Source organism: Collimonas sp. GW821-FHT02H07 (assembly GCF_059421505.1).
Genome location: NZ_JBWKVC010000010.1, coordinates 121933 through 146897 on the forward strand (window position 1 = coordinate 121933; position 24965 = coordinate 146897).

The 24965-nt window shown below is 59.5% G+C and carries 26 protein-coding genes; 10 read left to right on the forward strand and 16 right to left on the reverse strand.

The features are described from left to right. Positions 1-71 precede the first annotated feature (71 nt). Both fmt and AC07V8_RS16560 read left to right on the forward strand, forming a co-directional pair. Positions 72-1025: a methionyl-tRNA formyltransferase gene (gene fmt / locus AC07V8_RS16555; protein ID WP_494679619.1), complete on the forward strand. Its 954-nt coding sequence runs from the start codon at positions 72-74 to the stop codon at positions 1023-1025. Positions 1026-1813: 788 nt separating this feature from the next. Continuing rightward, positions 1814-2275: a pilin gene (locus AC07V8_RS16560; RefSeq protein WP_494679618.1), complete on the forward strand. Its 462-nt coding sequence runs from the start codon at positions 1814-1816 to the stop codon at positions 2273-2275. A 155-nt stretch (positions 2276-2430) separates the two neighbouring features. On the opposite strand, the gene AC07V8_RS16565 is transcribed toward AC07V8_RS16560, so the two are convergent. The 11 genes from AC07V8_RS16565 to AC07V8_RS16615 form a co-directional block, all read right to left on the reverse strand. After that, positions 2431-3282, reverse strand: a complete 852-nt coding sequence (locus tag AC07V8_RS16565) for a D-hexose-6-phosphate mutarotase (protein WP_494679617.1) — start codon at positions 3280-3282, stop codon at positions 2431-2433. A gap of 92 nt (positions 3283-3374) precedes the next feature. Further along, complete coding sequence (locus AC07V8_RS16570; RefSeq protein WP_494679616.1) at positions 3375-3866, reverse strand: GNAT family N-acetyltransferase; 492 nt, start codon at positions 3864-3866, stop codon at positions 3375-3377. Between the two features lie 137 nt (positions 3867-4003). Further along, positions 4004-4783, reverse strand: coding sequence for a phosphonate ABC transporter, permease protein PhnE (gene phnE / locus AC07V8_RS16575; RefSeq protein ID WP_494679713.1), 780 nt, complete (start codon positions 4781-4783; stop codon positions 4004-4006). Positions 4784-4810: 27 nt separating this feature from the next. Then, positions 4811-5785, reverse strand: coding sequence for a phosphonate ABC transporter substrate-binding protein (gene phnD, locus AC07V8_RS16580; protein WP_494679615.1), 975 nt, complete (start codon positions 5783-5785; stop codon positions 4811-4813). Positions 5786-5851: 66 nt separating this feature from the next. Then, complete coding sequence (phnC, locus tag AC07V8_RS16585; RefSeq protein ID WP_494679614.1) at positions 5852-6697, reverse strand: phosphonate ABC transporter ATP-binding protein; 846 nt, start codon at positions 6695-6697, stop codon at positions 5852-5854. A gap of 228 nt (positions 6698-6925) precedes the next feature. Further along, complete coding sequence (locus AC07V8_RS16590) at positions 6926-8023, reverse strand: septal ring lytic transglycosylase RlpA family protein (RefSeq protein ID WP_494679613.1); 1098 nt, start codon at positions 8021-8023, stop codon at positions 6926-6928. 75 nt (positions 8024-8098) lie between these two features. Then, positions 8099-9211 carry a rod shape-determining protein RodA gene (gene rodA / locus AC07V8_RS16595; protein ID WP_494679612.1) on the reverse strand — a complete coding sequence of 371 codons (1113 nt, stop codon included), beginning with the start codon at positions 9209-9211 and terminating at the stop codon, positions 8099-8101. Positions 9212-9243: 32 nt separating this feature from the next. Then, positions 9244-11241, reverse strand: a complete 1998-nt coding sequence (gene mrdA / locus AC07V8_RS16600; RefSeq protein WP_494679611.1) for a penicillin-binding protein 2 — start codon at positions 11239-11241, stop codon at positions 9244-9246. Positions 11242-11304: 63 nt separating this feature from the next. After that, positions 11305-11817, reverse strand: coding sequence for a rod shape-determining protein MreD (mreD, locus tag AC07V8_RS16605; RefSeq protein WP_211442395.1), 513 nt, complete (start codon positions 11815-11817; stop codon positions 11305-11307). After that, complete coding sequence (mreC, locus tag AC07V8_RS16610) at positions 11814-12824, reverse strand: rod shape-determining protein MreC (protein ID WP_494679610.1); 1011 nt, start codon at positions 12822-12824, stop codon at positions 11814-11816. The genes mreD and mreC overlap by 4 nt, the downstream gene beginning before the upstream one ends. A 328-nt stretch (positions 12825-13152) precedes the next feature. Further along, on the reverse strand, positions 13153-14196 hold the full coding sequence (locus tag AC07V8_RS16615) for a rod shape-determining protein (protein ID WP_041742639.1): 1044 nt from the start codon (positions 14194-14196) through the stop codon (positions 13153-13155). A gap of 247 nt (positions 14197-14443) precedes the next feature. On the opposite strand from AC07V8_RS16615, the gene gatC reads away from it, so the two are divergent. The 4 genes from gatC to gatB all read left to right on the forward strand — a co-directional run bounded on the left by gatC (position 14444) and on the right by gatB (position 18350). Beyond that, complete coding sequence (gene gatC / locus AC07V8_RS16620) at positions 14444-14746, forward strand: Asp-tRNA(Asn)/Glu-tRNA(Gln) amidotransferase subunit GatC (protein WP_038497276.1); 303 nt, start codon at positions 14444-14446, stop codon at positions 14744-14746. Between the two features lie 95 nt (positions 14747-14841). Beyond that, on the forward strand, positions 14842-16308 hold the full coding sequence (gatA, locus tag AC07V8_RS16625; RefSeq protein ID WP_494679609.1) for an Asp-tRNA(Asn)/Glu-tRNA(Gln) amidotransferase subunit GatA: 1467 nt from the start codon (positions 14842-14844) through the stop codon (positions 16306-16308). Between the two features lie 16 nt (positions 16309-16324). Continuing rightward, positions 16325-16843: a hypothetical protein gene (locus AC07V8_RS16630; RefSeq protein ID WP_494679608.1), complete on the forward strand. Its 519-nt coding sequence runs from the start codon at positions 16325-16327 to the stop codon at positions 16841-16843. Positions 16844-16889: 46 nt separating this feature from the next. Further along, the gene (gene gatB / locus AC07V8_RS16635) at positions 16890-18350 is read left to right on the forward strand and encodes an Asp-tRNA(Asn)/Glu-tRNA(Gln) amidotransferase subunit GatB (protein WP_494679607.1); all 1461 of its coding nucleotides are present in this window, start codon (positions 16890-16892) and stop codon (positions 18348-18350) included. Between the two features lie 65 nt (positions 18351-18415). On the opposite strand, the gene AC07V8_RS16640 is transcribed toward gatB, so the two are convergent. Both AC07V8_RS16640 and pyrE read right to left on the reverse strand, forming a co-directional pair. Beyond that, a complete protein-coding gene (locus AC07V8_RS16640) occupies positions 18416-19006 on the reverse strand; it encodes a DUF4124 domain-containing protein (protein ID WP_494721475.1) in 591 nt (196 codons plus the stop codon). 140 nt (positions 19007-19146) lie between these two features. Further along, positions 19147-19812 (reverse strand): orotate phosphoribosyltransferase, encoded by a 666-nt coding sequence (gene pyrE, locus AC07V8_RS16645; RefSeq protein WP_494679605.1) that lies wholly within the window; start codon positions 19810-19812, stop codon positions 19147-19149. Positions 19813-20046: 234 nt separating this feature from the next. On the opposite strand from pyrE, the gene AC07V8_RS16650 reads away from it, so the two are divergent. Continuing rightward, positions 20047-20814, forward strand: coding sequence for an exodeoxyribonuclease III (locus AC07V8_RS16650; protein ID WP_098494408.1), 768 nt, complete (start codon positions 20047-20049; stop codon positions 20812-20814). Positions 20815-20846: 32 nt separating this feature from the next. Here AC07V8_RS16650 and AC07V8_RS16655 read toward each other — a convergent pair whose 3' ends face one another. Next, the gene (locus AC07V8_RS16655; protein WP_494679604.1) at positions 20847-21611 is read right to left on the reverse strand and encodes a class II glutamine amidotransferase; all 765 of its coding nucleotides are present in this window, start codon (positions 21609-21611) and stop codon (positions 20847-20849) included. A 288-nt stretch (positions 21612-21899) separates the two neighbouring features. On the opposite strand from AC07V8_RS16655, the gene AC07V8_RS16660 reads away from it, so the two are divergent. Next, positions 21900-22949 (forward strand): BMP family ABC transporter substrate-binding protein, encoded by a 1050-nt coding sequence (locus tag AC07V8_RS16660; protein WP_494679603.1) that lies wholly within the window; start codon positions 21900-21902, stop codon positions 22947-22949. Positions 22950-23020: 71 nt separating this feature from the next. Then, a complete protein-coding gene (locus AC07V8_RS16665; RefSeq protein WP_494679602.1) occupies positions 23021-23923 on the forward strand; it encodes a LysR family transcriptional regulator in 903 nt (300 codons plus the stop codon). Positions 23924-23935: 12 nt separating this feature from the next. Here AC07V8_RS16665 and AC07V8_RS16670 read toward each other — a convergent pair whose 3' ends face one another. Further along, a complete protein-coding gene (locus AC07V8_RS16670) occupies positions 23936-24091 on the reverse strand; it encodes a DUF3096 domain-containing protein (protein ID WP_098494411.1) in 156 nt (51 codons plus the stop codon). Positions 24092-24212: 121 nt separating this feature from the next. On the opposite strand from AC07V8_RS16670, the gene AC07V8_RS16675 reads away from it, so the two are divergent. Then, entirely contained in the window at positions 24213-24518 is a 306-nt protein-coding gene (locus tag AC07V8_RS16675; RefSeq protein ID WP_494679601.1) for a 2Fe-2S iron-sulfur cluster-binding protein, read from the forward strand. An 8-nt stretch (positions 24519-24526) separates the two neighbouring features. Here the strand turns inward: AC07V8_RS16675 and AC07V8_RS16680 are convergent, their stop codons facing one another. Then, complete coding sequence (locus AC07V8_RS16680) at positions 24527-24943, reverse strand: tautomerase family protein (protein ID WP_494679600.1); 417 nt, start codon at positions 24941-24943, stop codon at positions 24527-24529. Positions 24944-24965: the final 22 nt, after the last annotated feature.

A 24965-nucleotide genomic window follows, 5' to 3' on the forward strand; every position in this document is an offset into this window, starting at 1 on the left:
AGACACGCCCTGTCAGCGGCGCTTGCAGTTTGTCCCGTAGTCATTTTGGCCACCCTCTTGCGATATCTCTCATGAAAATCATCTTCGCCGGCACTCCCGAATTCGCCGCCGTGGCGCTCAAGGCCTTGCACGACGCCGGCCATCAGATCATCCTGGCGCTGACCCAGCCCGACCGCCCAGCCGGCCGCGGCATGCAGCTGCACGCTTCGCCGGTCAAGCAGTTCGCGCTCGATCACCAGATCCCGGTAGCGCAGCCGGTATCGCTGCGGCTCGATGGCAAGTACCCCGAGATCGCCAGCGAGGCGCATCAACTGTTGCTGGCAACCCCGCACGACGTCATGGTGGTCGCCGCCTATGGCCTGATCCTGCCGCTCAGCGTCCTCGATATCCCGCCGCGCGGCTGCCTCAACATCCACGGCTCGCTGTTGCCACGCTGGCGCGGCGCAGCGCCCATCCACCGCGCGATCGAAGCCGGCGACATCGAGACCGGCATCACCATCATGCAAATGGACCAAGGCCTGGATACCGGCGCCATGCTGCTGATCGAGAAACTGGCGATCAGCGCCGCCGACACCACCGGCAGCCTGCATGACAAGATGGCAAAGCTGGGCGGCGAAATGATCGTAGAAGCGCTGAGCCGCCTGGAACAGAATGCATTGCCGGCAACCCCGCAGCCAGAGGAAGGCGTGACCTACGCCGCCAAGATCAGCAAGGAAGAAGCGGCGCTGGACTTCACGCAGCCGGCAGAGGTGCTGGAACGCAAGATACGGGCATTCAATCCCTTCCCTGCCGCTTCCGCTTTATTCGCCGGCGTTACCTTGAAGGTGTGGCACGCACAGGTAATTGGCTCCGACAGCAAGGCTGCCCCCGGAACCATCATCAGCGCCGATCCGCAGGATGGCGTAGTGGTAGCTTGCGGCAGCGGCGCTTTGCGGATTACCGAACTGCAGAAGCCGGGCGGTAAGCGGCTGCCGGCGGCTGAATTCTTGAGAGCTTTTCCGATGAAGGACGGACGCTTCGAGTGAATGGATCGCTATTCAGGCAGTTCGGGGGAGTATTTGCGTTAGTCTTCTGATCTGGCCGCACCAGATAAATGGGCTAATGCTAAAACTCTCCCATCATGAAATTGAGGACGTAAATTAGCGCGATGCTTGCTACATTCAAGATACGAATCACAGAAACAAGCCGATCCGGAATTCCGCCTGCAACCCACTCGACAGATATTTTTCATTCATGATAAATTCCGCTGCCGGCGGCAGCCTCATTTTCAATATGGGCGCGCCGATGAATCCGATGGTGATGATTTTTTGTTTTCCGATGCGGGACTCGCGGCGGCATCTCACACCATATTGCAGGCGTGAGGAAACGGACGGTGCATGCTGCAGAAGCAGTTAATTGGCAGCGTTGGCATAACCGGCAACCGACGCCAACCTCCCGCATATGTACGCGCTAATTTATCGACGATCTCATCAGTGTCGTTACAGACTTCTGAAAACCTCAATCACTTTCGTCCTCAGTTTAGGACGACCGCTCATTTCAATAGTGCGAGCTGTCGATAAACTCGAGCATGTCTTGTCGCATCCCATATTGCATTAGCGTGCACTAGCAAGATCGACCTCAGACATCAGGTGTCGGATCAAATCGATGGCGGCAAAGAGGCAGCCTTTTTCCTTTTGCAAATTTGTCGGCGCAATGTCGATGATCTGACAAACATCCTCGTTTTTCACGCCGAGCCAGTCGGCATTTTCGATTTCCTGATGCCAGGAAATTGCTGATTCCTCACGCGCGAATTTTCTCTTGATGGGATAGGAAAATGAAAAAAATCAACATGGCGAAATCTGTACAACGCGGCTTCACGCTGATCGAATTGATGATTGTGGTGGCGATTATTGGAATTTTGGCGGCTGTTTCGCTGCCACTTTATCAAAACTATGTGGCCAAATCACAAATAGCCACTGGCTTAGCTGAGATTACTCCAGGAAAGGTGAATGCCGAAAGCGCACTCGCAGCAGGTATTACTAAAGCCATTACAGATGTGACTGAACTCGGCCTAAAAGAAAAAACACCACGTTGTACTATTACTGCGAGTATTGGCACAGATGGGGCAGGCATCATCCGCTGCACGTTAATTGGGAACGCAAAGGTTGCAACTAAAACTATCACATGGACACGTATAGCAGATAACGAAGATCCTTCTAAAGGCGATCCAGGCAGTTGGAACTGTACTTCGTCGGCACCTCTGGCATTGACTCCTACAGAATGCCCGGGCGTGTAATATAACCTCTCTCGATTCAAATTTTGAATGCGACAAAACACCTCTGCGGAGGTGTTTTTATTTTAAATGTGCAGCGCGAAACATTTCCTGACTACGGGGATGGATCGGAAGCGAGAACACATTTCGTTCGTAGTCGACGCGAACGTAATCTGAGACTAAACAACTGCCACACATTCCAGATTCTGGCATCCACTCCAGCTTGCATGCGGCGCCAGCGTAACTGAATGCTCAATGGCAGCGGCTTCCACGCAGACAAAATGCTGGTAGGAATCGAGCTTCAGGTCGGCCATTTTTTCGCAGCCGTTTTCCCATGGATTCCAGACGACCGCGTCGGTAAATCCGGATTGCGTCGCGATGATGCTGTGCTTGCGGCCGCTTACGGTAATCGGCTTGTCGACTGAAAAATACACGCGATCGACTTCCCTTGTGATGTGCAAAACCTCTTCTTCCGCCTGCTTGATGCGGCGGCCGTCGACTGAATCGCGATAACGATAGCCGCTCAGGCCGTACAGCGCCGTGTCGGCAATTTGCGCATTCAGGTAAGTATGCAGAGCGCTGGTGAAATCGAAAGATTGGTCGCCGGTGTTGGTAACGATCAGCTCGGTATTCAGTGTCTGCCCGGAAAATTTGACGCGCAGCTCCAACGTGAAGGCGTGAGGAAAAATTTTCCGGGTTTCTTCAGAATCGCGCAGGCCGAGCCGCAGCAATCCGCTGCCGTCGATCTGCCGCGACGACTCCAGCAAAGTCCATGGGCTGACACGGGCAAAGCCGTGCTTGGGCAAGGGCCCTTCGCTGGAAAATTGCGGAAAAACCACCGGGATGCCGCCGCGGATTGGGCTATCGCTGCGCCACTTATTCAATGGGCTCATGAACAAGCGTTCGACGCCGTCCGGCGTGCGCCAGGAACAGACGTGGCCGCCGTGCAAGGTGATCCCCACTTGCGCGCCGTCGGCTGCGGTGGCGACGATGAATTCGTTAGTCGGTTGATGGTTTTGCGGATTGGGCAAGGTCAGTCTCCTCGGGCTATCCTCCCATTATGCGCCCGAGCCCGGTATTTCCCAATACCTGGCCGGTCACCGGACGACTGCCGGCACGGTTGTTATGCCGGCTTGGGAACCGGCATCGCCAGGCTGATCCCATGCTGCTTGAAACCGAATTTTTCGTAGAAGCGATGGGCGTCCATGCGCTTCAGGTTGGAAGACAGCGCGATCTTGTAACAGCCGGCCTCGCCGGCAATCCGCACCGCGTGATCGAGCATCGCGCTACCGATGCCCTGCCCCCGGCAGGCGCGGCTGATGACGACGGCATCCAGCACGGCCTGCTGGGCGCCTTCGTGGGTCAGGCTGCAAAATGCCAGGATGCTGAAGGTGCCAACCGCAACGCCGTCGGCAAACACCAGATAGGCGCGGAAACAGGGATAGGCGGCCATCCTGTCCATGATCTGGCGCGCGCCGTCGGCATCCAGCATGGCGTCGCGTGGCGGCTCGTCATCCATGTCGGCCAGCAGGGCTGCCAGGGTTTCGGCATCGTCGAGGGTGGCCTGACGCACCGTCACATGCGGCGCCGGCTCGATGGCGGCTGAAGAAATCATGCGTCGTTACTCCGAGTCGGATTGATACGGGAAAATAATGATCGTGCCGAAAATCCGGCGCACAAAAAAATGGCGCCATCAGCGTGCGATACCTCGCAAGCGATGCGCCATCAACGGGGATGCCTGCAGAAACTTAATTATATAAACAGCTTGCGCATACGCGACGACACCAGGTCGATCAGGCTGACCGCAATCACGATCATGATCAGCACCGAGCATGTCTGTGCGTATTCGAAACTGCGGATGACTTCCCACAGGATCACGCCAATGCCGCCGGCGCCGACCATGCCAACCACAGTCGCCGAACGCACATTCGCTTCGAAACGGTACAGCACATAGGAAATCCAGAGCGGCATCACTTGCGGCAACACGCCGTAGACGATTTCTTCCAGCGCGTTGGCGCCGGTGGCACGGATACCTTCGACCGGTTGCGGATCGATGGCTTCGACTGCCTCCGAAAACAGTTTCGACAAGGTCCCGGTGGTAGCAACGAACAACGCCAGCACGCCGGCAAACGGCCCCAGTCCCACCGCGACCACGAACAGCATCGCGAACACCATTTCATTGATCGCACGTGCCGCATCCATCAAACGGCGTACCGGCTGGTTGACCCAGGCTGGCGCGATATTCGAGGATGCCAGCAAGCCGCACGGCACTGCGCAGACCACTGCCAACGCGGTGCCCCAGACCGCAATCTGTATCGTCACCAGCAGCTCTTGCAGATAAGTGCGCCACTCGTGAAAGTCAGGCGGGAAGAAGCTGGCGGCATAGGTGCCCATGTTGCCGCCGTCGCGCAGCAGTTCCAGCGGGCGCATGTCGGCGCCCTTCCACGACGCGATCAGGATGGCCAGCAGCACGCCCCAGAACAGCGTCCGGCCGATCGGCTGCCTGGGCGGGACAGGAAACGTGGTTTGCATTTTCAGGGGTACGGAACTAGTCATTACTCAGGATTTGGCCAGGTCGGACAATTTGCGGTTGATGTCGTCAAGCTTGCTTTTCTTTTCGTCTGCGCTCAGGTTCTCGTCGGCTTCCAGCTTGCCTTTTTGCTTGAACAGTTCCAGCTGGCGGATAGGATTCAGCTGCACGTTGCTCGATTCGGCAAAGCCGCTGTATTGCAGCTTGGCCAGCTGGGCTTTTTCCTGCGCGGCGTTAGGACCGGTCTTGCCGTAGCTGATGAAGAAATCCTTGATCTTGGCCTTGGTGTCGGCCGGCAGATCCTTGCGCCATACCAGCGGATCGGCAGCGATCAGCGGCGACTTCCAGACAACCCGCACTTCCTTGGCGACGGCAGGCTGACGCTCTTCAACGCGGTCCATGGTGTCGGATGCAAACACGGCGGAGTCAAGCTGCTTGTTGGCGACAGCCAGGATGTTGGCTTCGTGATTGGACGTACGGATGGCCTTGAACGCGGTCTTCGGATCGACATTGTTCTTGGCAAAGATATAGTAGTTCGGCAGCAGGAAACCGGAAGTCGAATTCGGATCGCCGATGCCGAAAGTGAGGCTCTTGGAATTCTTCAGGACGTCTTCGATGCTCTTGTACGGGCTGTCCTTCTGCACGCCGACCAGGCTGTAGTAGCCCGATGTGCCGTCCGGATTGACGACATGGGCGAACACCTCACCGCTGGCGCGGTCGACCGCTTCCATGGCCGACTTGTTGCCGAACCAGCCCATCTGCACTTTACCGAAACGCATGCCTTCGATGATGCCGGCGTAGTCGGAGGCAAAGAAGCCATTCACCTTGATGCCGATGCGCTTGCTCATTTCGTCCAGTACCGGCTGCCAGTCCTGCTTCAGGTTTTGCGACGATTCAGTGGAGATGATGCCGAAGTTCAGCACCTTGGCGTCGTCGGCGTGCGCAGCCGTCGCCGCCAGCATCGCCATGCTCATTGCGACGCCGGAAAATAATTTTGCAAACATGATGTGAAACTCCTGATTAGGATGAACGTGATTGGATAGGCTGGTACGTAAAAATTGCGCTTGAATTCAGGCCGCGACCGCCATTGCCGGAATGCTGTCGAACGGCGTCGGCGCTACGGCCGCAGGCCGGGTCAGGCTGTTGGAGCCGCCCAGGATGTCTTCCGCCTCGCTGCCGTACAGCTCGCGCAGCATGGCTTCAGTCAAGGCGCTGGACGGGCCGTCGTATACCACGCGGCCTTTGTGCAACGCCACTGTACGCGGACAAAAACGCAACGCCACGTCGACCTGGTGCAGGGAGACGATGACCGTGCTCTTGTCGCGCTGGTTAACGTCGGCCAATGTTTGCATCACCCGTCGCGCCGACTCCGGGTCCAGTGAAGCAATCGGCTCATCGGCCAGCACCACGCGCGCCTTCTGCACGATGGTGCGGGCAATCGCCGCCCGCTGCTGCTGGCCGCCAGAGAGCGCCGAAGCGCGCTTGTAGGCATGGTCGGAGATGCCGACGCGCGCCAGCGCTTCCAGGCCGAGCGCCTTTTCTTCCGCAGTAAACAATTTGAAGCAGCTGCGCCAGAGCGGCATGCGCGACAGGCCACCGGTCAGGACATTGGTCAGGACCGGCAAGCGGCCGACCAGATTGAATTGCTGGAAGACGAAGCCGACATTGGCGCGCACTGCGCGGATATTGCGGTCGACCAGGCCATCCTTCTGGACCGGCTGGCCATCGATGGAAATTGTGCCGCCGCTGCTATCTGCCGCCATCAGGCCGGAAATATGACGCAAAAGCGTTGATTTCCCCGAGCCCGACGCGCCGATCAAGGCCACCATTTCGCCTTGCGCAAAGCGCAGGCTGACATTGTCCAGAGCCCGGAAGCCGCCGCGGAACGTCTTTGACAAACCTTTGATTTCGACCATGATTGTTACCGCCATTACGCTTTTGAATGGCCGAAGTATTGCGGTCAAATATGTCAGGCGTATGAAACTTCTGTGACCATTCGATTACAACAGGCGAAAATGTAGACAATCTACAAGTCTGTTTTGACTTGCTGCCGGTAAGTTGGAAATGCGGTTTTTGCATGGAATGCAGGCCCGTTTGGCCGGCTCTCCATAAGAAGAATGATGCTGCGCTAACCGTGGAGCAAGCTAGCGCTGCACCACAATCGGATTGACGCTGGCGCGCTGGCGGATCTGCTGCAGGACGCTGTCGGCATCGGAACGGCTGGAGTATGGGCCGGCATACAGGCGGTACAGCCCGTTGACCGCAACGCTGTTGAGGGAGTCGACCAGGCCGGACAATTCCTGCATCAGGCGGCTGCGGGCGCTGTCGGCATTGGCTTGCTGCGCGTAAGCGCCAAACTGCAGGTAGAACCCGCTGGCCAGCGTATTGTTGCCGTCGCTTTGCGCCGCGCCCTGTACGGCTGTCGCCGCGGCCGAGGGCGGGTCAAGCAGCAATGGCTGCGCCGTCAACACCGGCATGTCCACCGATTCGGTAACCACGTTGGCCGATGCCGTGGCGTCCCTGCGCGGTTCAGGCTGAGCTTGCGGCGCCGGCGCGCCGTTCTGTCGCTGCTTGTTGAGCGCGATGATATCCGCCGGCAGCAAACGCTCCACTTCCAGCTGGCCGCTGCCGCTGCCGAGATAGCCCAGTTTCAGCGCCGCGGTGTAGGACAGATCGATAATGCGGCTGGAATGAAACGGTCCGCGATCGTTGACCCGCACGATCACCTGGGCGCCGGTTTTCAGATTGGTCACCCGGGCATAGGAAGGAATCGGCAGGGTCGGGTGCGCCGCCGTCATCTTGTACATGTCGTACAGTTCGCCCGAGGATGTCTTTTGATTATGGAATTTCTTGCCGTACCAGCTGCCGGTGCCGCGCTGCTTGAACGGCTGGTCGTCGGTCAGCGGCGTATAGGTCTTGCCAAATACGACATACGGCTTGTTGCCGGTGCGCGAATACGGCTCGATCGTGGGCACCGCATCCGGCACGTCCAGCAGCCCCTCAGGTGTGACGTCGCCGGGGCCGTCGTCCTTGTAATAGCCGCCGCGGCCGGAGCCTGCAGCAGGCAGCGCCGGCCCGCCACGAACGCCTGCGGTCGTCTTGGCAGGCGATGCCGAGGAGGAAGGCGCTTTCGGCGCGCTGCCGCAGCCGGCCAGGATCAGCGCCGCCAGCAGTACGCTGGAATAGGCGATTACGCGGTAGTTGGCGCTCACCCTGTGTTCTCTGCCCTGCTTGCCTAGCATGCACTCTCCCTGAGATTTCGATGGTCATTGCACAGCAGTAATGGAGCTGGCTCCAAGCATACAAGTTCAACCATGCTATGTCTGTATCAGTTTTCGATGACGCTGGATGCTCATCAGGATACCGGCCCCCAGTCCCAGGGTAACCAGCGCCGTGCCGCCATAGCTCATGAACGGCAAAGGTACGCCAACCACCGGCAAAATGCCGCTGACCATGCCCATGTTAACAAAAGCGTAAGTAAAGAAGATGAGCGTGATGGAGCCTGCCAGCAGGCGCGTGAACATGGTCGGCGCGTTGACCGCGATCATCATGCCGCGGCCGATCAGCAGCATGTACAGGAACAGCAGGACGCCGTTGCCGAGCAGGCCGAACTCTTCGGAAAATACCGCAAAGATGAAGTCGGTGGTGCGTTCGGGAATGAATTCCAGATGCGCCTGCGTGCCCTTCAGCCAGCCCTTGCCAAAGATGCCGCCGGAGCCGACCGCGATGGTCGACTGGATGATGTGGAAGCCTTTGCCGAGCGGATCGGAGGTGGGATCGATCAGCATCATCACGCGCTGCCGCTGGTAATCGTGCAATACCGACCACAGCACCGGCAAGCTGGCGCCGACCGCCACCGCCAGGCCGATCAGCACGCGCCAGGACAGGCCGGCCAGGAAGATCACGTAAAAGCCCGCCGCCAGCACCAGGGTGCCGGTGCCCAGGTCCGGCTGGCGGATGATCAGGCCGACCGGCAGCACCAGCAACAGCGCCGCCACCAGGTAATCGCGCCAGGTGATCATGCCTTCGCGCTTCTGGAAATACCAGGCCAGCATCAGCGGCATGGCGATCTTCATGATCTCTGAGGGCTGGATGACGACGCCGAAATTGATCCAGCGGCGCGAGCCCTTCTTGACGATGCCGAACAAGGCTACCGCGATCAGCAAGGCCACCCCTATCGTATAGATCGGCACCGCGAACCGCATCAGGGTCTGCGGCGGCACATTGGCGGCCACCCACATGATGACGAACGCCACCAGGATATTGCGCAGCTGGTCTTCCACCCGGCCGGGGAAATCGATGCCGGCCGAATACAGCGTAACGATGCCGACCGCCAGGATCAGGAAAATGATCAGCGACAGCACCGCATCGAACACCACGACATGGGATTTGATGCTGCGCAGCCACGCATGTTTGTCGCCAAGGCTCATGTTGCTGCTTTCAATTCGGTAACCATCTGCTGTTACTCCCGATTTCCCGAGGTTGCTTCGCCCGGCTTATAGCTGTCTTCAGAACCGTCATTCGGTTTCATGTCGGCCGGCGCCGGTCCGTCTTCTTCTTCCACCGCAGCCGGCGCCGCCACCGCCGCTGCTGTCTTGTCGTTATCGCCAGGCCGCTTGCGCAGCAAATAGAAATCCAGGGCCTTGCGCGCAATCGGCGCCGCCGCCGCCGCGCCGAAGCCGCCGTTTTCGACAATGACGGCCAGCGCGATGCGCGGCTTGTCGGCCGGGGCAAACGCCGTATACCAGGCATGGTCGAGCTGGCGCGAGGTCAGCTTCTTGGCGTCGAATTTCTCTCCCTGCTTGATGCTGACCACCTGCGCGGTTCCGGTCTTGCCGCCCGAATCATAACCGGCGCCGGCGAACACCTTGGCGCCCGTGCCTTCACGCGTCACGCCGACCATGGCCTTCTTGATGAAGTCGACGTTTTCCTGCTTCAGCGGAATCCGGTAGCTTTCCTTCGGCACCGTCTGGGTGTGCTGGCGCGTCACGCCGTCTTCGAGGATCTTGACCAGATGCGGCTTCATCACGATACCGTCGTTGACCAGGGTCGCTACCGCGTGCGCCATCTGCAAAGGCGTAAAGGAATTGAAGCCCTGGCCGATGCCGAGCGAAATGGTGTCGCCGCCTACCCACTTCTGCGCCGCCACACGTTTGTAATACTTCCGCTTCCAGTCGGTCGAAGGCAGCAGGCCGCGCTGCTCATGCTCCAGGTCGATGCCGGTCAGTTGGCCGAAACCGAACGGCTTCATGAAATCATGGATGGTGTCGGGTCCAAGATCGTTGGCCAGCATGTAGTAATAGGTATCGCACGACACCACGATCGATTTGTACATGTCGACCCGGCCATGGCCGCCGACCTTGTCGTCGCGGAACTGATGGCCGCCCAGCATGAAGTAGCCGACGTCGTTGATCGCAAATGCAGGCGTGCGTTTTCCCAGTTCCAGCGCCGCCAGCGCCATGAAGGGCTTGTAGGTGGAGCCGGGGGCGTAGCTGCCGCTCATCGGCCGGTTGATCAGCGGATGGTCGGGTGAATTGTTCAATTCGTCCCAGCTTTGCTGGTCGATGCCTTCCACGAACAGATTGGGATCGAATGAAGGCTGCGACACATACGCCAGCACGTCGCCGGTGGAAGGCTCGATCGCCACCAGCGCGCCGCGGCGGTTGCCGAAGGCTTCTTCCACCACCTTCTGCAATTCGATGTCGATCGACAGGATCAGGTTATCGCCCGGCGTCGCCGACACGTGCGACATGCTGCGCACCGCCCGGCCGCTGGCGGCGATTTCGATTTCTTCGTAGCCGGTGGTGCCGTGCAATTGTTTTTCGTAGCTCTTTTCCAGGCCATCCTTGCCGATGTAGCTGGTGCCCTTGTAGTTGGCGGCGTCATCGCTGTCGTCGATGCGGTCGGCATCCTTCTGGTTGATGCGGCCGATATAGCCGATCACGTGCGCCGCCACTTCGCCCAGCGGGTACTGGCGGAACAGGCGCGCCTGCACATCGACGCCGGGAAAGCGATAACGCTGGGCAGTGAAGCGCGCCACTTCCTCATCGCTCAGACGGGTGCGGATCGGCAAGCTGGCGAAGCTCTTGGAGTCTTCCAGCAATTTCTTGAAGCGGCGCCGGTCTTTCGGCGTGATGCTGACCACTTGCGCCAGCTCATCAATCACGGGATCGAGGTCGCCCCTGATTTTCGAACGGGTGATTTCCAGCGTGTAGGCGGAATAATTGCGGGCCAGGATGACGCCGTTGCGGTCCATGATCAGGCCGCGGTTAGGCACCACCGGCACCAGCGAAATGCGGTTGTCCTCAGCCTGGGCGGCGTAGGCGTCGTGACGCACCACCTGCAGCCAGACAAAACGCGCGCACAGCAAGCCAAAGCAGAGCAGCACAAACGCGATGGCTGCAGAAATCCGCAAGCGGAAATTCCGCAGTTCGCGTTCGGTGTTTTTAAATTCAGTCATTGATATGTCGGCGCCGGGTCAGCAACAAATCCGCATCGGCCGCACTGGCCGCAGCAGCAAAAATTAGATTGGGCGATTATCATCGCGATCGACCGCGCGCCGCTGCGGGGCCAGCAACAGCCACACCACGATCGGCCACAAGGCCATGCTGACAAAGCTCTCGGAAAAATATAGCCAGCCGGGAAACTTGCCGCTGACCAGCGTGCGGATCACCAGCTGTATCACCTGCGTCAACAGCATCAGGGGCAGTACATGCAAGGCCTGGACGCCGACCGAGAACCACAGCACCCGGCGATGGATCATGATCGCAAAATAGGACAGCAGGGTATACGCCAGCGCGTTCTGGCCGAGCAGCGTGGCCTCATGCACGTCCATCAGCAAGCCCATGCAAAAGGCGATGCCGATGCCGATCTTGCGCGGCTGGTGAATGCTCCAGAACACCAGCGCCAGCGCGACGAAATCCGGCACGCCAGGCCATTGGCCCCAGGGCAGCAAGTTGAGCAGGAACGCCAGCAACAAGGTCATCGCAATGAACAGCGGATTGGCCGGCAACAGAATGTAATGTGGACGCATCATCGGACGCCAGCTCCCTGCGGATTTTTACGGGCCGCTTCCGGATTGCTTTCTTTGCCGGCATCTTTCGCGGCTTCCCTGGTCTTGTCGCGGGTGCTCTCGGTCAGGCGGCGCTTGCTGAGGATATCGGCTTTACCGTTGGGAGCGGCGGCTTCATCATCCGGACGCGCGATCGGATTGGGATCGACCAGCAAGATCAGCAATTGCGTATGACGGTCGATGCCCGCCACCGGTTCGCATACGATATGCGCGAAGGCGTCGGCCGACTTGGTTTCAACCTGTATCACCTTGGCGACCGACAGGCCGGCCGGATAGACGCCGTCGATGCCGGAGGTCACCAGCAGATCGCCCTTCTGGATATCGGCGTTGGACGACATGAAGCGCAGGTCGAGATAACCGGACTGGCCGCGGCCATAGGCAACGCTGCGCAAGCCGTTGCGCAGCACCTGCACCGGAATCGCCTGGTCCTTGTCGGTCAGCAGCGTGACTTCGGAAGTGAACGGGAAGACGCGCGTGACCTGGCCGACGATGCCGGCATCGTCGATCACCGGCTGGCCGGTAGCGACGCCATGCTGCGAACCGCGGTCCATGATGACTTTGCGGGCGAACTGATCGCGGGCGTCGTACAGGATTTCACTCATGACCGACTTCACCGGCAAGCGCTGCTGGGCGCCCAGCAGTTTGCGCAGCTGGGCATTTTCCGCAGCCAGCTGCTGCGCCTGCTGCAGCTGCTGCGCGCGCTCGCCCTGTTTGCTGCGCAATGCCTGGTTTTCTTTTTCCACCGTCGACAGCGATGAAAAATAATCGATCACGCGATTGCTTGTATCACGCGGCACCAGGGCCACCATCTGCAAGGGATAGAGCGCGGTGCCTACCGCCTGCCGCAGCAGCTGCAGAGCGTGTACTTTTGAATCGGCAATCAGCAGCGCCAGCGCCATCAGCGTGCATATCACCGCCTTGGCGCGGGCGGACGCGCCTTGCTTGAATAGGGGTGGTGGACTGTATTCCATCAGTAATGGACAGATTCTGTTTTGTCGGTGACTGTCGGCAGCAGCTGGTTCATGCTGATACCGTAGATGTGACAACGGGTCGTATGAACTAGTGCGGTGCTTCGCAAATAGTGGGGCCCCATAAGCGGCGCCTTTTTGCGCCAGGCGTCGTTGCAAATCCTCGCGATAGACCCGCTATCGCTCCGGTTTGCGCCTAGCCTGACACAAAAATTCACCACTTCTGGGACACCACTATTCACGAAGTACCGCACTATGCACCGACCCGGTTGCCGTTACCCACCCTCATGATCAAGCTGGAGAGGTTGGGCAAGCGTCGCATCAGCCTTGATTACTCGTAAGAAAAGATCGAGCCCAGCTTGTCCATCCGCTCCAGCGCCATGCCGGAACCGCGCACCACGCAGGTCAGCGGGTCTTCGGCCACAATCACCGGCAAGCCGGTTTCTTCCATCAGCAGGCGATCCAGATCGCGCAGCAGCGCGCCGCCGCCAGTCAGCATCATGCCCTTTTCGGCGATATCGGCGCCCAGTTCCGGCGGCGTCTGTTCCAGCGCGTTCTTGACGGCGGAAACGATGTTGTTGAGCGGGTCGGTCAGGGCTTCCAGGATTTCATTGCTGGAGATGGTGAACGAGCGCGGAATGCCTTCCGACAGGTTGCGTCCCTTGACTTCCATTTCGCGCACTTCCGAACCCGGGAAGGCGGAACCGATTTCCTTCTTGATGGCTTCAGCGGTCTGCTCGCCGATCAGCATGCCGTAGTTGCGGCGGATGTAATTGACGATGGCTTCGTCGAACTTGTCGCCACCGACGCGTACCGAGCCTTTGTAGACCATGCCGCCCAGCGAGATGATGCCGACTTCAGTGGTGCCGCCGCCGATGTCGACCACCATCGAACCGGTGGCGTCCGAGACCGGCAGGCCGGCGCCGATCGCCGCAGCCATCGGCTCTTCGATCAGGAACACCTGGGAAGCGCCGGCGCCCAGGGCGGATTCGCGAATCGCGCGACGCTCCACCTGAGTCGAGCCGCAAGGCACGCAGATGATGATGCGCGGCGACGGTTTGAACAACTTGGTGTCGTGCACCATGCGGATGAACTGCTTGAGCATCTGCTCGGTGACGGTGAAGTCGGCAATCACGCCGTCTTTCATCGGGCGGATCGCTTCGATGTTGCCGGGAACCTTGCCCAGCATCTGCTTTGCTTCACGGCCGACGGCCTGAATTGTCTTCTTGCCGTTAGGACCGCCTTGCTGGCGAATCGCAACAACCGACGGCTCGTCCAGGACAATACCTTGATCGCGCACATAAATCAGCGTATTCGCGGTACCCAGGTCAATCGCCAGGTCGTTCGAAAAGTAACTGCGTAAAAATCCAAACATGAATTGTTCCAATGCGCAACAATGATGCGCTCAAACGTTTTTTAGGGGGGTGTCTAGTATCCGGCGCATGGTAAAGATCTATTACCTGCCGCATGGACGCAACATTCTACCTTATAATTTGACTCAACTTAGGGCGTATAGCGCTCAAAATGCTTGCTTTTTACAAAAATCCGAGAAGTTTTTCGCAAGCAAACCGTTTATTTTTTAACCACACTAGCAGCCGCGCCCCGAAGCGCGATCGAAAATCATGTCATTAGCCCTTTCCGACGTTAAGCGCATTGCCAATTTGGCACGCCTCGAACTCACCGAAGACCAGGCAGCCTCCACGCTGGACAAACTGAACGGTATTTTTTCGCTGGTGGAGCAGATGCGCGCGGTGGACACCACCGGCATCGAGCCGCTGAGCCATCCGATTGCGGCGATCCGCCAGGATCTGTCGCTGCGCCTGCGCGACGATGAGGTGACCGAGCCGAACCGGCGCGAGGAATATCAAAAGGTGGCCCCAGCCACCGAAGACGGCCTGTATCTGGTGCCCAAAGTCATCGAATAAGCCTCTACGCGCCTGCTTGCGGCAAGCTCGGCTTGCCGCCCTCGGCCTGACGGGCTGTCCCGCAAAGTTAACAGTTAAGTTAATGAAAAGTATTTATGCATACCAAAACACTCAAGCAATTGTCGGTGCTGCTGCACGAAAAGAAAATTTCCGCCGAAGAACTGGCAAAACTGTACCTGGCCAGGATCCAGCAAAGCGACCTGAATGCTTTCCTGCATGTCGACCAGGAACTGACGCTGCAACAGGCGCGCGCCGCCGACCTGCGCCTGGCGCAAAACGACAGCACGCCGCTGACCGGCGTGCCGATCGCGCACAAGGATATTTTCGTGACGCGCGGCTGGCGCGCGACGGCCGGTTCGAAGATGCTGGAAAACTACACCAGCCCGTTCGACGCTACCGTAGTGGAGCATTTCAACAACGCCGGCATGGTCAACCTCGGCAAGCTGAACTGCGATGAATTCGCCATGGGTTCCTCCAACGAAAACTCGTATTTCGGCGCGGTCAAGAATCCCTGGGACAAGACGGCGATTCCGGGCGGCTCCTCCGGCGGTTCCGCCGCCGCGGTAGCGGCGCGCCTGACGCCGGCCGCCACCGCTACAGACACCGGCGGCTCGATCCGTCAGCCGGCTTCGCTGTGCGGCGTGACCGGCATCAAGCCGACCTACGGCAGCGTGTCGCGCTTCGGCATGATCGCCTTCGCCTCGTCGCTGGACCAGGCCGGCCCGATCGCCCAGACCGCGGAAGACTGCGCCCTGCTGCTGAACGCCATGACCGGCTTCGATCCGCGCGATTCGACCAGCCTGGAGCGGCCCAAGGAAGACTTCAGCCGCGATCTTGAGAAAGACCTGAAAGGCTTGCGCATCGGCATCCCGCGCGAATATTTCAGCAGCGGCCTGGCGCCGGATGTCGAACAGGCGGTGCGCGCGGCGCTGGCCGAATACGAAAAGCTGGGCGCCACGCTGGTTGACATTTCGCTGCCGAAAACGGAACTCTCGATCCCGGTCTATTACGTGATCGCACCGGCCGAAGCATCCTCCAACCTGAGCCGCTTCGACGGCGTCCGCTACGGCCATCGCGCTGCCGATTACAAGGACCTGGCCGACATGTACAAGAAGTCGCGCGCGGAAGGTTTCGGCGAAGAAGTGAAGCGCCGCATCCTGGTCGGCGCCTATGTGCTGTCGCACGGCTACTACGACGCTTATTACCTGCAGGCGCAAAAGATCCGCCGCCTGATCGCCGAAGATTTCCAGAATGCGCTGAGCGGCCCGAACCGTCAGTGCGACATCATCATGGGACCGGTATCGCCGACCGTGGCCTGGGATCTGGGCGCCAAGGCCAACGATCCGGTCGCCAACTATCTGGCCGACATCTACACGCTGTCGACCAGCCTGGCCGGCTTGCCTGGCATGTCGATACCGTGCGGCTTCGGCCAGGGCGAGAAAAATGCGCGGCGCCCGGTCGGCCTGCAGATCATCGGCAATTACTACGACGAAGCCAAGCTGCTCAACGTCGCGCACCAGTTCCAGTGCGTCACCGACTGGCACCAGCGTACGCCTGGCTGAAAAAGCGAGCCGCGCCATGTCATCGACCTTGCTGAAAAACGTCAGCCGCCGGGGCAGCCTGCTGCTGTTTGTTCTGGCTGCGGCGCTGCTGGCGCCGCACAGCCAGGCGCAGCAATTGCAGACCAAGTTCGGCTGCAACCTGACGCGCGATGAAGATGGTGAAAAAGTGATTTACGGCGACACCGGCGAGTTCAGGCTGGATGGCGATCGCATCGAAGCATTGCGCTGGGAATCGGCGCTGTACCGGCCGACCCACGGCTTTGAATGCAGCGTCGACACCAGTGACGATCCGCAAGCGGAAGTCGAACACGACGGCAACAAGGAAAACTGGCGCATCACCTTGAAAGATCCGGTCGCCGCCCGTCATCAGCGCGGCTACGATTTTTATAATCACGGCATGAATTGCAGCATCCGCCTGCAGCGCGACGGCGACAAATTGCACGTGATACCGAGCTGTCCGGCGCTGTGCGGCTCACGCGGAAATTTTACCGAACTGTCGGTGGATTTGAAGACCGGCGAGTGCAGTTATAAATAATACTTGGGGACAGAGCTGCCCCCAACCAATCAGATAGGAAATAATTATGCAGTGGGAAGTCGTGATCGGTCTGGAAACGCATACGCAACTCTCGACCAAGTCAAAAATATTCAGCGGCGCCTCGACCCAGTTCGGCGCTGAAGCCAACACCCAGGCCAGCCCGGTCGACCTGGCGCTGCCGGGCGTGCTGCCGGTGCTGAACCGCGGCGCGGTGGAACGCGCGATCCAGTTCGGCCTGGCGGTGAATGCGAAGATCGCTCCGCAGTCGATCTTCGCCCGCAAGAACTACTTCTACCCCGACCTGCCCAAAGGCTATCAGATCAGCCAGTTTGAAATCCCGGTGGTCCAGGGCGGCAAGGTTTCCTTCATGCTGGAAAAAGACGGCAAGAGCGCGCTGCGCACCGTGCAGCTGACACGCGCCCATCTGGAAGAAGACGCCGGCAAATCGCTGCACGAAGATTATCAAGGCATGAGCGGCATCGACCTCAACCGCGCCGGCACGCCGCTGCTGGAAATCGTCACCGAACCGGACATGCGCAGCGCCGCCGAAGCGGTGGCCTATGCCAAGGCCTTGCATTCGCTGGTGATGTGGCTGGGGATTTGCGACGGCAACATGCAGGAAGGCTCGTTCCGCTGCGACGCCAACGTCTCGGTGCGCCCGGTCGGCCAGGCGGCCTACGGCACCCGCAGCGAAATCAAGAATCTCAACTCCTTCCGCTTCCTGGAAGAAGCCATCAACTACGAAGTGCGGCGCCAGATCGAAGTGATCGAAGATGGCGGCAAAGTGGTGCAGGAAACCCGCCTGTATGACCCGGACAAGAAAGAAACGCGCTCGATGCGCAGCAAGGAAGATTCACAGGATTACCGCTACTTCCCGGATCCGGACCTGCCGCCGCTGGTGATCGCCGCGGAATGGGTGGAGCGCGTGCGCGCCGCCATGCCGGAACTGCCGGACGCCATGCGCGAACGCTTCGTGCGCGAGTTCGGCCTGTCGGAATACGATGCCGCGGTGCTGACGCAGTCGAAAGCCATGGCCGGCTACTTTGAAGCAGTCACGGTCAAGGCCGGCAAGGAACAGGCGAAACCTGCCGCCAACTGGCTGATGGGCGACCTGTCGTCCGCGCTCAACCGGGAAAACGTCGACATCGCGCAAGCGCCTGTCAGCGCGGCCCAGCTGGCTGTACTGCTGCAGCGCATCGCCGACGGCACCATCTCCAACAAGATTGCCAAGGAAGTATTTACGGCAATGTGGGATGCCAGATCGGCACAGGAAAACCTGGCCGACGAGATTATCGAAAGCAAGGGCCTGAAGCAGATTTCCGACAGCGGCGCGCTGGAAAAAATCATCGATGAAGTGCTGGCCGCCAACGCCAAATCCGTCGAAGAATTCCGTGCCGGCAAGGAAAAGGCCTTTAACGCCCTGATCGGCCAGGCCATGAAAGCCACCAAGGGCAAAGCCAATCCGGCGCAGCTGACCGAGCTGCTGAAACAGAAACTGACAGCGTAAACGCTGCAGGCAAAAAAAAACGGCTGGCGCTCTGCCAGCCGTTTTGCTTTCCATTTCCGCCGATCCTAGCGCGCCGCAGGCGCCTCTGCCGCCACGCTGGCCAGTTCCCGGTAGTGCTTCAGAGTTTCGTCGAACTTGCCATTGATGCGGCCCAGTTCGGCTTGATGATCCGCCATGTTTTTCTGGTTATAAGCGATGTCGCGGTTGGCTTCGTCTATCTTGTTGCGCAAGCTCATCGGCAAGCTTTTCTTGTGCTTGTAGAACTCGGCTTCGGTATTGGCCGCTTTCAGCTGGTTCTGGGCATCGTCGATGCCGATCTGGTCGCGCTTGATCAGATCCTGCGACAAGGACAGATAGTAGCGGCGCGAAGATTCGATATCGGCTTCGCTGCGATAGCGTGCCAGCAAAGCGCGGTCCTGCTGGCGCCGCTGCTCCTCCGCTGCGGCCTCGGCCCGGCGTTTTTCATCAAGGATCTCCTGCTGACGCCTTTGTTCGGCCGTCAGCGGCGCCGGGATTTCACGCTTGAGCACTCCGGCCTTGGATAATTCGACGATCTTGCGGTCGGCGCATTCCGGCATCGGATGGTCGCCGCTGACGGTGCGCCCGGTGCCATCCTTGCAGGTATAAATCTGGCCGTGCGCCAGCAATGGCAGCAAGCCTGCTGCGCCGAAAAAAAAGGCCCGTTTAAGAGTTAGTGCAATCCGCTTCATTCCCATCATCCACGACATATGTCGACACACGCCACGCTATCGAGCGCAAAACGCAAAGCAACGGCTGTGTCGCACAAGCCGCGCGATCATGCTACGCCGTAGCGCTCCCGGTAGGCTGCCACCGCAGCCTGGTAGCGGTTCAGTTCAGCATCGGCGCCAGCGCCGGAAATATATTCCAGCAAGTCGTTCAGATTGCCGATTGAAATCACCGGCATACCGTACGCTTGCGTCACTTCTTCTACCGCCGATTTGGCGGACAAGGCATCGTCCTTGCCGGAACGCTCCATCCGGTCCAGCGCGATCACCACCGCGCAAGGCGTGGCGCCGGCAGCACGAATCATCTCCACCGACTCGCGCACCGACGTTCCGGCTGAAATCACGTCGTCAATGATCAGCACCCGGCCTTTTAAGGGGCCGCCGACGATGTTGCCGCCCTCGCCGTGATCCTTGGCTTCCTTGCGGTTGTAGGCAAACTGCACATTGCGCCCCTGCGCCGCCAGCGCAACCGCGGTCGCCGATGCCAGCGTGATGCCCTTGTAGGCCGGCCCGAACAGCATGTCAAACTGCAAACCCGAATCGATCAGGGTGCGCGCATAAAATTGCGCCAGCTGGCCCAGGGCAGCGCCTTCGTTAAACATGCCCGCATTGAAAAAATACGGGGAGGTGCGTCCTGCCTTGGTGACAAACTCGCCGAACTTCAGCACACCGGCCTTGACCGCAAATTCTATAAATTGTTGACGTAAATTGTTCAAAATGCACTCCAGACGGTTGATGCTGACAAATTTTGTCGCTGTTTACAAACCAAAAGCGACACCAGACCGTCATTTTAAATGGAGTTCATCCGCTCCACAGCGGTAACTGCAAACAACGTGCCTGCAAAGGCGGTATTTTTCGCATGGGGCCGTCTGCACACCCGGGCTTCGCTTCGGTTATGCTTAGAGCCCAAGCCGGCATCATTCCACCTTACTTTTTTACCAACAACAAACATGCCAAGAATTATTTCCGCCAATCTCAACGGTATCCGCTCCGCAGCCAGAAAAGGCTTCTTCGAGTGGCTGACCAAGCAATCCGCCGATTTCATCTGTGTCCAGGAATTGAAGGCCCAGGCCGCCGACATGACGCCGGAATTCCTGGCGCCGGAGGGTTACGTCGGGCATTTCCATTACGCCGAGAAGAAGGGCTATTCGGGCGTCGGCCTGTACAGCAAGCGCAAGCCGAACGCGGTCCGGATCGGCTTCGGCAATGAAGAATTCGATGCCGAAGGGCGCTACGTGGAATGCGATTTCGGCGACCTGACGGTGATTTCACTGTACTGCCCGTCCGGTTCGTCCAGCGAAGAACGGCAGATCGCCAAGTTCCGCTTCATGGAAGCGTTCCTGCCGCATCTGCAGGAGCTCAAGGCCAGCGGCCGCGAGGTGGTGATCTGCGGCGACTGGAATATCGCGCACCAGGAGCGCGACCTGAAAAACTGGAAGGGCAACAAGAAGAATTCCGGTTTCCTGCCGGAAGAACGCGCCTGGCTTACCCATCTGTTCGACGAAGTCGGCCTGGTCGACGTCTTCCGCAAGGTCGACCAGCGCGAAGAGCAATACACCTGGTGGAGCAACCGCGGCCAGGCCTGGGCCAAGAACGTGGGATGGCGCATCGATTACCACATCTCCACCCCGGGCATCGCGGCTAACGCGCATGCCGTGGCGATCTACAAGGATGAGCGCTTTTCGGATCACGCGCCGCTGACCATCGACTACGCCTGAAGCAGCTCCCGGCGGCAGCCGGTCCTAGGATCCTAGACCGGCTGGCCGTCGACGAACACGATCAGCTCACCCTCGCCAAACTTGGTCCACACTTCGTTGGTGGTGAGCGGCTCGGTGACGATCACCGCCACCCGGTCCTGCGGCGTCGTCACCTGCGAGAAATCGACGCTGACATCCTCGTCCGACAGATGCGCCTCGGCAAACGGAAACTGCCGCACGATGTAATACAGATTGGTCGAGCAGTGGGTGAACAAGGCTGAGCCGTCCGACAGCATCATGTTGAAGGTGCCGTGGGCGGCGATTTCGCCGGTCAGTTCGCGCAGCGCCAGGATCAGCTCGGCCTGCAACGGCGGCGCATCGCCGAAGCGCTGGCGCAATTGCTGCAGCATGTAGCAGAACGCCAGTTCGCTGTCGGTATTGCCGACCGGCCGGTACGGTCCGCTGAGGCGCGGCGCGAATTCCTTCAGGTCGCCGTTATGGGCGAATACCCAGTAACGGCCCCACAGTTCCCGTACAAACGGATGACAGTTTTCCAACACCACCTGGCCCTGGGTGGCCTTGCGGATATGGGCGATGACATTCTTCGACTTGATCGGGCAACGCCGGATCAGCTCGGCTACCGGCGAGGCGATCGCCGCCTGGTAGTCGACGAAATGGCGCACGCCGCTGCCCTCAAAAAAGGCAATGCCCCAGCCGTCGCTATGATGGCCGGTCTGGCCGCCGCGCGTGGCGAAGCCGGTAAAGCTGAACACAATGTCGGTCGGCACATTGCAATTCATTCCAAGTAACTGACACATATTTCCGAACCAGGTGAGATAGACGTAACTGACTGCAGCGTGCAACGCGAGGCATGCACTATTCAATTTGATAACGGTATCACGCTGCCGCCTGAATAAAAAGTTAAATATGGTGGAGATGCCTGCCGCCGCCGCGCTCAGCCGGCCTGGCGCCACGCTGCCGCACATCAGTTGGCGGCAATACCTTGTATATCCTGCGCCAAATGGAGCGCGCCTGCTTTGCCAGCAATATGTGGGAACAAATGCGCGCCGGCATCAGATCCGGCGCCTTATAAAGAGGAAGAGACAATGATGACACTGGCCCCCCGTAAGCCGTCTGCAGGCTCACGCCCCGATATATCCGACACGATGCGGCGCCTGCTGCTGCCGCTAACGCTGCTGCTCGGACTGACAGGCATGGCCGGCGCCGCCGACCTGCCCAAGATCATCTACGTGCGGCCGGTGCCCAACAATGACGACGTGCTGCTGCAGCAAGGCACCAGCGGCGTCAACAACGCCGCCAAGCTGTACAAGATGCAAGCCAGCACCCTGGAAAGCCAGGCCACCCGCGCCGGCCGCCTGCAGCAGCTGGACAACGCGGTCAAGCAAGGCGCCAGGATCGTGGTGGTGATGGGAGTCGAATTCAAGGACTTGCTGGACAGCGTGGCGCGCCAGGCGCCGCAAACCCGTTTTGTGATCCTCGAACATTGCATCGACAATGCCGCCAGCAATGTCACCTGCATCACTTTCCGCGAATCCGAAGCCAGCTACCTGGCCGGCATGCAGGCGGCGCTGGCCTCCACCAGCGGCAAGATCGGCCTGATCGGCGCCAGCAACACTGCCTTGCGCCAGAAGAACAGCGAAGCCTTCAGCAATGGCGCACACGCCGCCAAAGCGGCGATTTCCGTACATGAGCCGCTGTGGGTGGAAGGCGCGCAACCCTTCAACGATCCGGCGCGCGCCGAAGCGCTGACCAAGACCATGCTGGGCGACGGCGTGGATGTGATCTGGGCCGCCGCCGCGGGCAGCAATCCAGGCGTATTCAAGGCGCTGACGCCGCAAAACCACGGCAAGGCCATCGGCAGCGGCGTCAACCAGTGCATACAGGCGCCGGGCAAGGTGCTCGACAACGTCGAAGTACATGCCGATAGCGCCATTATCCTGGCGGTCGGCTTGCTGGCCAACGGTTCGACGGCGCCGCGTTTCGATTTCGGCCTGAAGGAAGGCGCGGTGGCGCTGACCGCGCTTGGCCTGGACGCCGCCTACTCGGAATGCGATATCCTGCACCAGCGTCCGCTGTTGCAAAAGCTGCGCGAAGCCAGCAGCGCGATCATCAGCGGCAAGCTGAAAATAGATTGAATGCGGATTACATAGCGGCCATTGATCGATTCTGATAGCGTTGTGCTTTTATTTATCCTGGAGCATGGCGCATGGATCAACTGGCAGCGATGCGCGCTTTCCGGCGCGTGGTGGAAAACGGCAGCTTCACCGCTGCCGCCGCCGAACTCAACCAGTCGCACACCATCGTTTCGCGCCAGGTGCGGCAGCTGGAACTGGAGTTGGGCGCGCAGCTGCTGAACCGCACCACACGCCGCTTCGCGCTGACGGAAGCCGGCCAGGAATACTATGAGCGCAGCCGCCTGATACTCGATCAGATCGACGACGCCAGCCAGGCAGTGTCAGCGCACCAGACGAAGCCGTCCGGCACTTTGCGCATCAACGCCCCAATGGCCTTCGGCACGCTGGAACTGGCGCAGTGGCTGCCGCAATTCATCAGCGCCAACCCGCAGCTGAAAATCGACCTGGTCTGCAACGACCGCCTGGTCGATATCATCGAAGAAGGCTTCGACGTCGCCTTGCGCCTGACCCGCGGCCTGCAAGATTCGACCCTGATCGCCAAGCGGCTGGCGACCTGCGAAATATTCCTGGTCGCTGCACCGGCGTATCTGCAACGGCACGGCACGCCGCAACAGCCGGCCGATCTAACGCGGCATAACTGCCTCACTTACACGCTGGCGCAGAAACCCAGCGAATACGAGTTCTACGCCGCCGACGGCAGCGAACATCCGGTGACCGTGCGCGGCAACCTGCAAGCCAACACCGGCATTGCCTTGCGCTCGGCGGCGCTGGCCGGACTGGGCATCGCCACCACCAGTTCGTTCATCGTGCATGAAGATCTGCGGCGCGGCGATCTGCTGCGGGTGCTGCCGGATTTCGAATTGAAGCCGCGCGACCTGTACGCGATCTATCCGCAAAACCGGCATCTGTCGCCAAAGGTAAGGGCTTTTGTCGACTTTGCCGTAGCCTGGTACGGTACGGCGCGCTGGGATTAAACCGGCGTTGTCTTAGTGAATACGGAAATGACCGGCGCCGAACAAACCGATCAGGCCGATAGCGATCAGATAAAAAGCCACGATATAGTTCAAGAGTTTAGGCGTAACCAGGATCAGGATGCCGGCGATCAGGGAAACGATAGGTACAAGCGAAAAATGTATGTTCATGGACAGTCTTTTTTTATGATGGAGAATGCAAGCCATCGCGCGCCTGCAACTGGCCGGAGATTCTACAAGATCGGCGCCGTCATGCGCGGATTTTCCAGAGGGAATTGTGGGGAAGGAAAACATGGCGGCTGACGACGGCACATTCAGCGTCCGGATCGAACCGAAGGGATGGCTGTTCACTGCAGCTGACGGTCTGTCGCTGCGCGAGGCGGCACGCCAGTCGGGCATCGATTTGCCGAGTTCCTGCAGGAACGGCACATGCAGGACTTGCATGTGCCGCCTGCTCAGCGGACAGATACGCTACCAGATCGAATGGCCGGGCCTGAGCAGCGATGAAAAGAAAGACGGCTATATCTTGCCCTGCGTCGCCCGGCCGCAGTCGGACCTGGTGATCGAAGAACCGCGCGCCACGCGCCTGCCTGCATAAAGCACGCGTCAAGCCAGGGCCGGGCTTTGCAAGCGCGCCGCCACCGCCCGGTGCTGTTGCGTCAAGCCGCCGAAACCGTAGGCCGCCGCTCGCACATCGTGCACATGGACATAGCTTTCATGATGCAGCTCGCCCAGCAATACGCCTATCTCCTTGAAGACTGCATCGATATAACGCGCCTTTTCATTGGCGGTATTGGTTTCATCGGTAATGCGGATATCCAGGAAGAAGCTGGCTTTTCTTTGCGCCGCCAGTGACGGGCCGCCGACAAACCAGTGCGCCGGATCGACATGCGAAATGGCGATCGAGGTCAGCCCCGGATCCTTGTGCAGGATTTCCGCGGTCAGGCGCGACAGGGTGGTGGCGACCTTGGCGGAAACCGCGGTGTCGGGCGTGGTGGACAACAGTACGGTAAGTATGGGCATGATGCGCTTTCAATGTCTGCGG

What these genes read in the sequence shown, in the direction of transcription:
- fmt (WP_494679619.1), top strand. Translation starts at nt 72, where the DNA reads ATGAAAATCATCTTCGCCGGCACTCCCGAATTCGCCGCCGTGGCGCTC.
- AC07V8_RS16560 (WP_494679618.1), top strand. Translation starts at nt 1,814, where the DNA reads ATGAAAAAAATCAACATGGCGAAATCTGTACAACGCGGCTTCACGCTG.
- AC07V8_RS16570 (WP_494679616.1), bottom strand. Translation starts at nt 3,866, where the DNA reads ATGATTTCTTCAGCCGCCATCGAGCCGGCGCCGCATGTGACGGTGCGT.
- phnE (WP_494679713.1), bottom strand. Translation starts at nt 4,783, where the DNA reads ATGCAAACCACGTTTCCTGTCCCGCCCAGGCAGCCGATCGGCCGGACG.
- phnD (WP_494679615.1), bottom strand. Translation starts at nt 5,785, where the DNA reads ATGTTTGCAAAATTATTTTCCGGCGTCGCAATGAGCATGGCGATGCTG.
- phnC (WP_494679614.1), bottom strand. Translation starts at nt 6,697, where the DNA reads ATGGTCGAAATCAAAGGTTTGTCAAAGACGTTCCGCGGCGGCTTCCGG.
- AC07V8_RS16590 (WP_494679613.1), bottom strand. Translation starts at nt 8,023, where the DNA reads ATGCTAGGCAAGCAGGGCAGAGAACACAGGGTGAGCGCCAACTACCGC.
- rodA (WP_494679612.1), bottom strand. Translation starts at nt 9,211, where the DNA reads ATGAGCCTTGGCGACAAACATGCGTGGCTGCGCAGCATCAAATCCCAT.
- mrdA (WP_494679611.1), bottom strand. Translation starts at nt 11,241, where the DNA reads ATGACTGAATTTAAAAACACCGAACGCGAACTGCGGAATTTCCGCTTG.
- mreD (WP_211442395.1), bottom strand. Translation starts at nt 11,817, where the DNA reads ATGATGCGTCCACATTACATTCTGTTGCCGGCCAATCCGCTGTTCATT.
- mreC (WP_494679610.1), bottom strand. Translation starts at nt 12,824, where the DNA reads ATGGAATACAGTCCACCACCCCTATTCAAGCAAGGCGCGTCCGCCCGC.
- AC07V8_RS16615 (WP_041742639.1), bottom strand. Translation starts at nt 14,196, where the DNA reads ATGTTTGGATTTTTACGCAGTTACTTTTCGAACGACCTGGCGATTGAC.
- gatC (WP_038497276.1), top strand. Translation starts at nt 14,444, where the DNA reads ATGTCATTAGCCCTTTCCGACGTTAAGCGCATTGCCAATTTGGCACGC.
- gatA (WP_494679609.1), top strand. Translation starts at nt 14,842, where the DNA reads ATGCATACCAAAACACTCAAGCAATTGTCGGTGCTGCTGCACGAAAAG.
- AC07V8_RS16630 (WP_494679608.1), top strand. Translation starts at nt 16,325, where the DNA reads ATGTCATCGACCTTGCTGAAAAACGTCAGCCGCCGGGGCAGCCTGCTG.
- gatB (WP_494679607.1), top strand. Translation starts at nt 16,890, where the DNA reads ATGCAGTGGGAAGTCGTGATCGGTCTGGAAACGCATACGCAACTCTCG.
- AC07V8_RS16650 (WP_098494408.1), top strand. Translation starts at nt 20,047, where the DNA reads ATGCCAAGAATTATTTCCGCCAATCTCAACGGTATCCGCTCCGCAGCC.
- AC07V8_RS16655 (WP_494679604.1), bottom strand. Translation starts at nt 21,611, where the DNA reads ATGTGTCAGTTACTTGGAATGAATTGCAATGTGCCGACCGACATTGTG.
- AC07V8_RS16660 (WP_494679603.1), top strand. Translation starts at nt 21,900, where the DNA reads ATGATGACACTGGCCCCCCGTAAGCCGTCTGCAGGCTCACGCCCCGAT.
- AC07V8_RS16665 (WP_494679602.1), top strand. Translation starts at nt 23,021, where the DNA reads ATGGATCAACTGGCAGCGATGCGCGCTTTCCGGCGCGTGGTGGAAAAC.
- AC07V8_RS16670 (WP_098494411.1), bottom strand. Translation starts at nt 24,091, where the DNA reads ATGAACATACATTTTTCGCTTGTACCTATCGTTTCCCTGATCGCCGGC.
- AC07V8_RS16675 (WP_494679601.1), top strand. Translation starts at nt 24,213, where the DNA reads ATGGCGGCTGACGACGGCACATTCAGCGTCCGGATCGAACCGAAGGGA.
- AC07V8_RS16680 (WP_494679600.1), bottom strand. Translation starts at nt 24,943, where the DNA reads ATGCCCATACTTACCGTACTGTTGTCCACCACGCCCGACACCGCGGTT.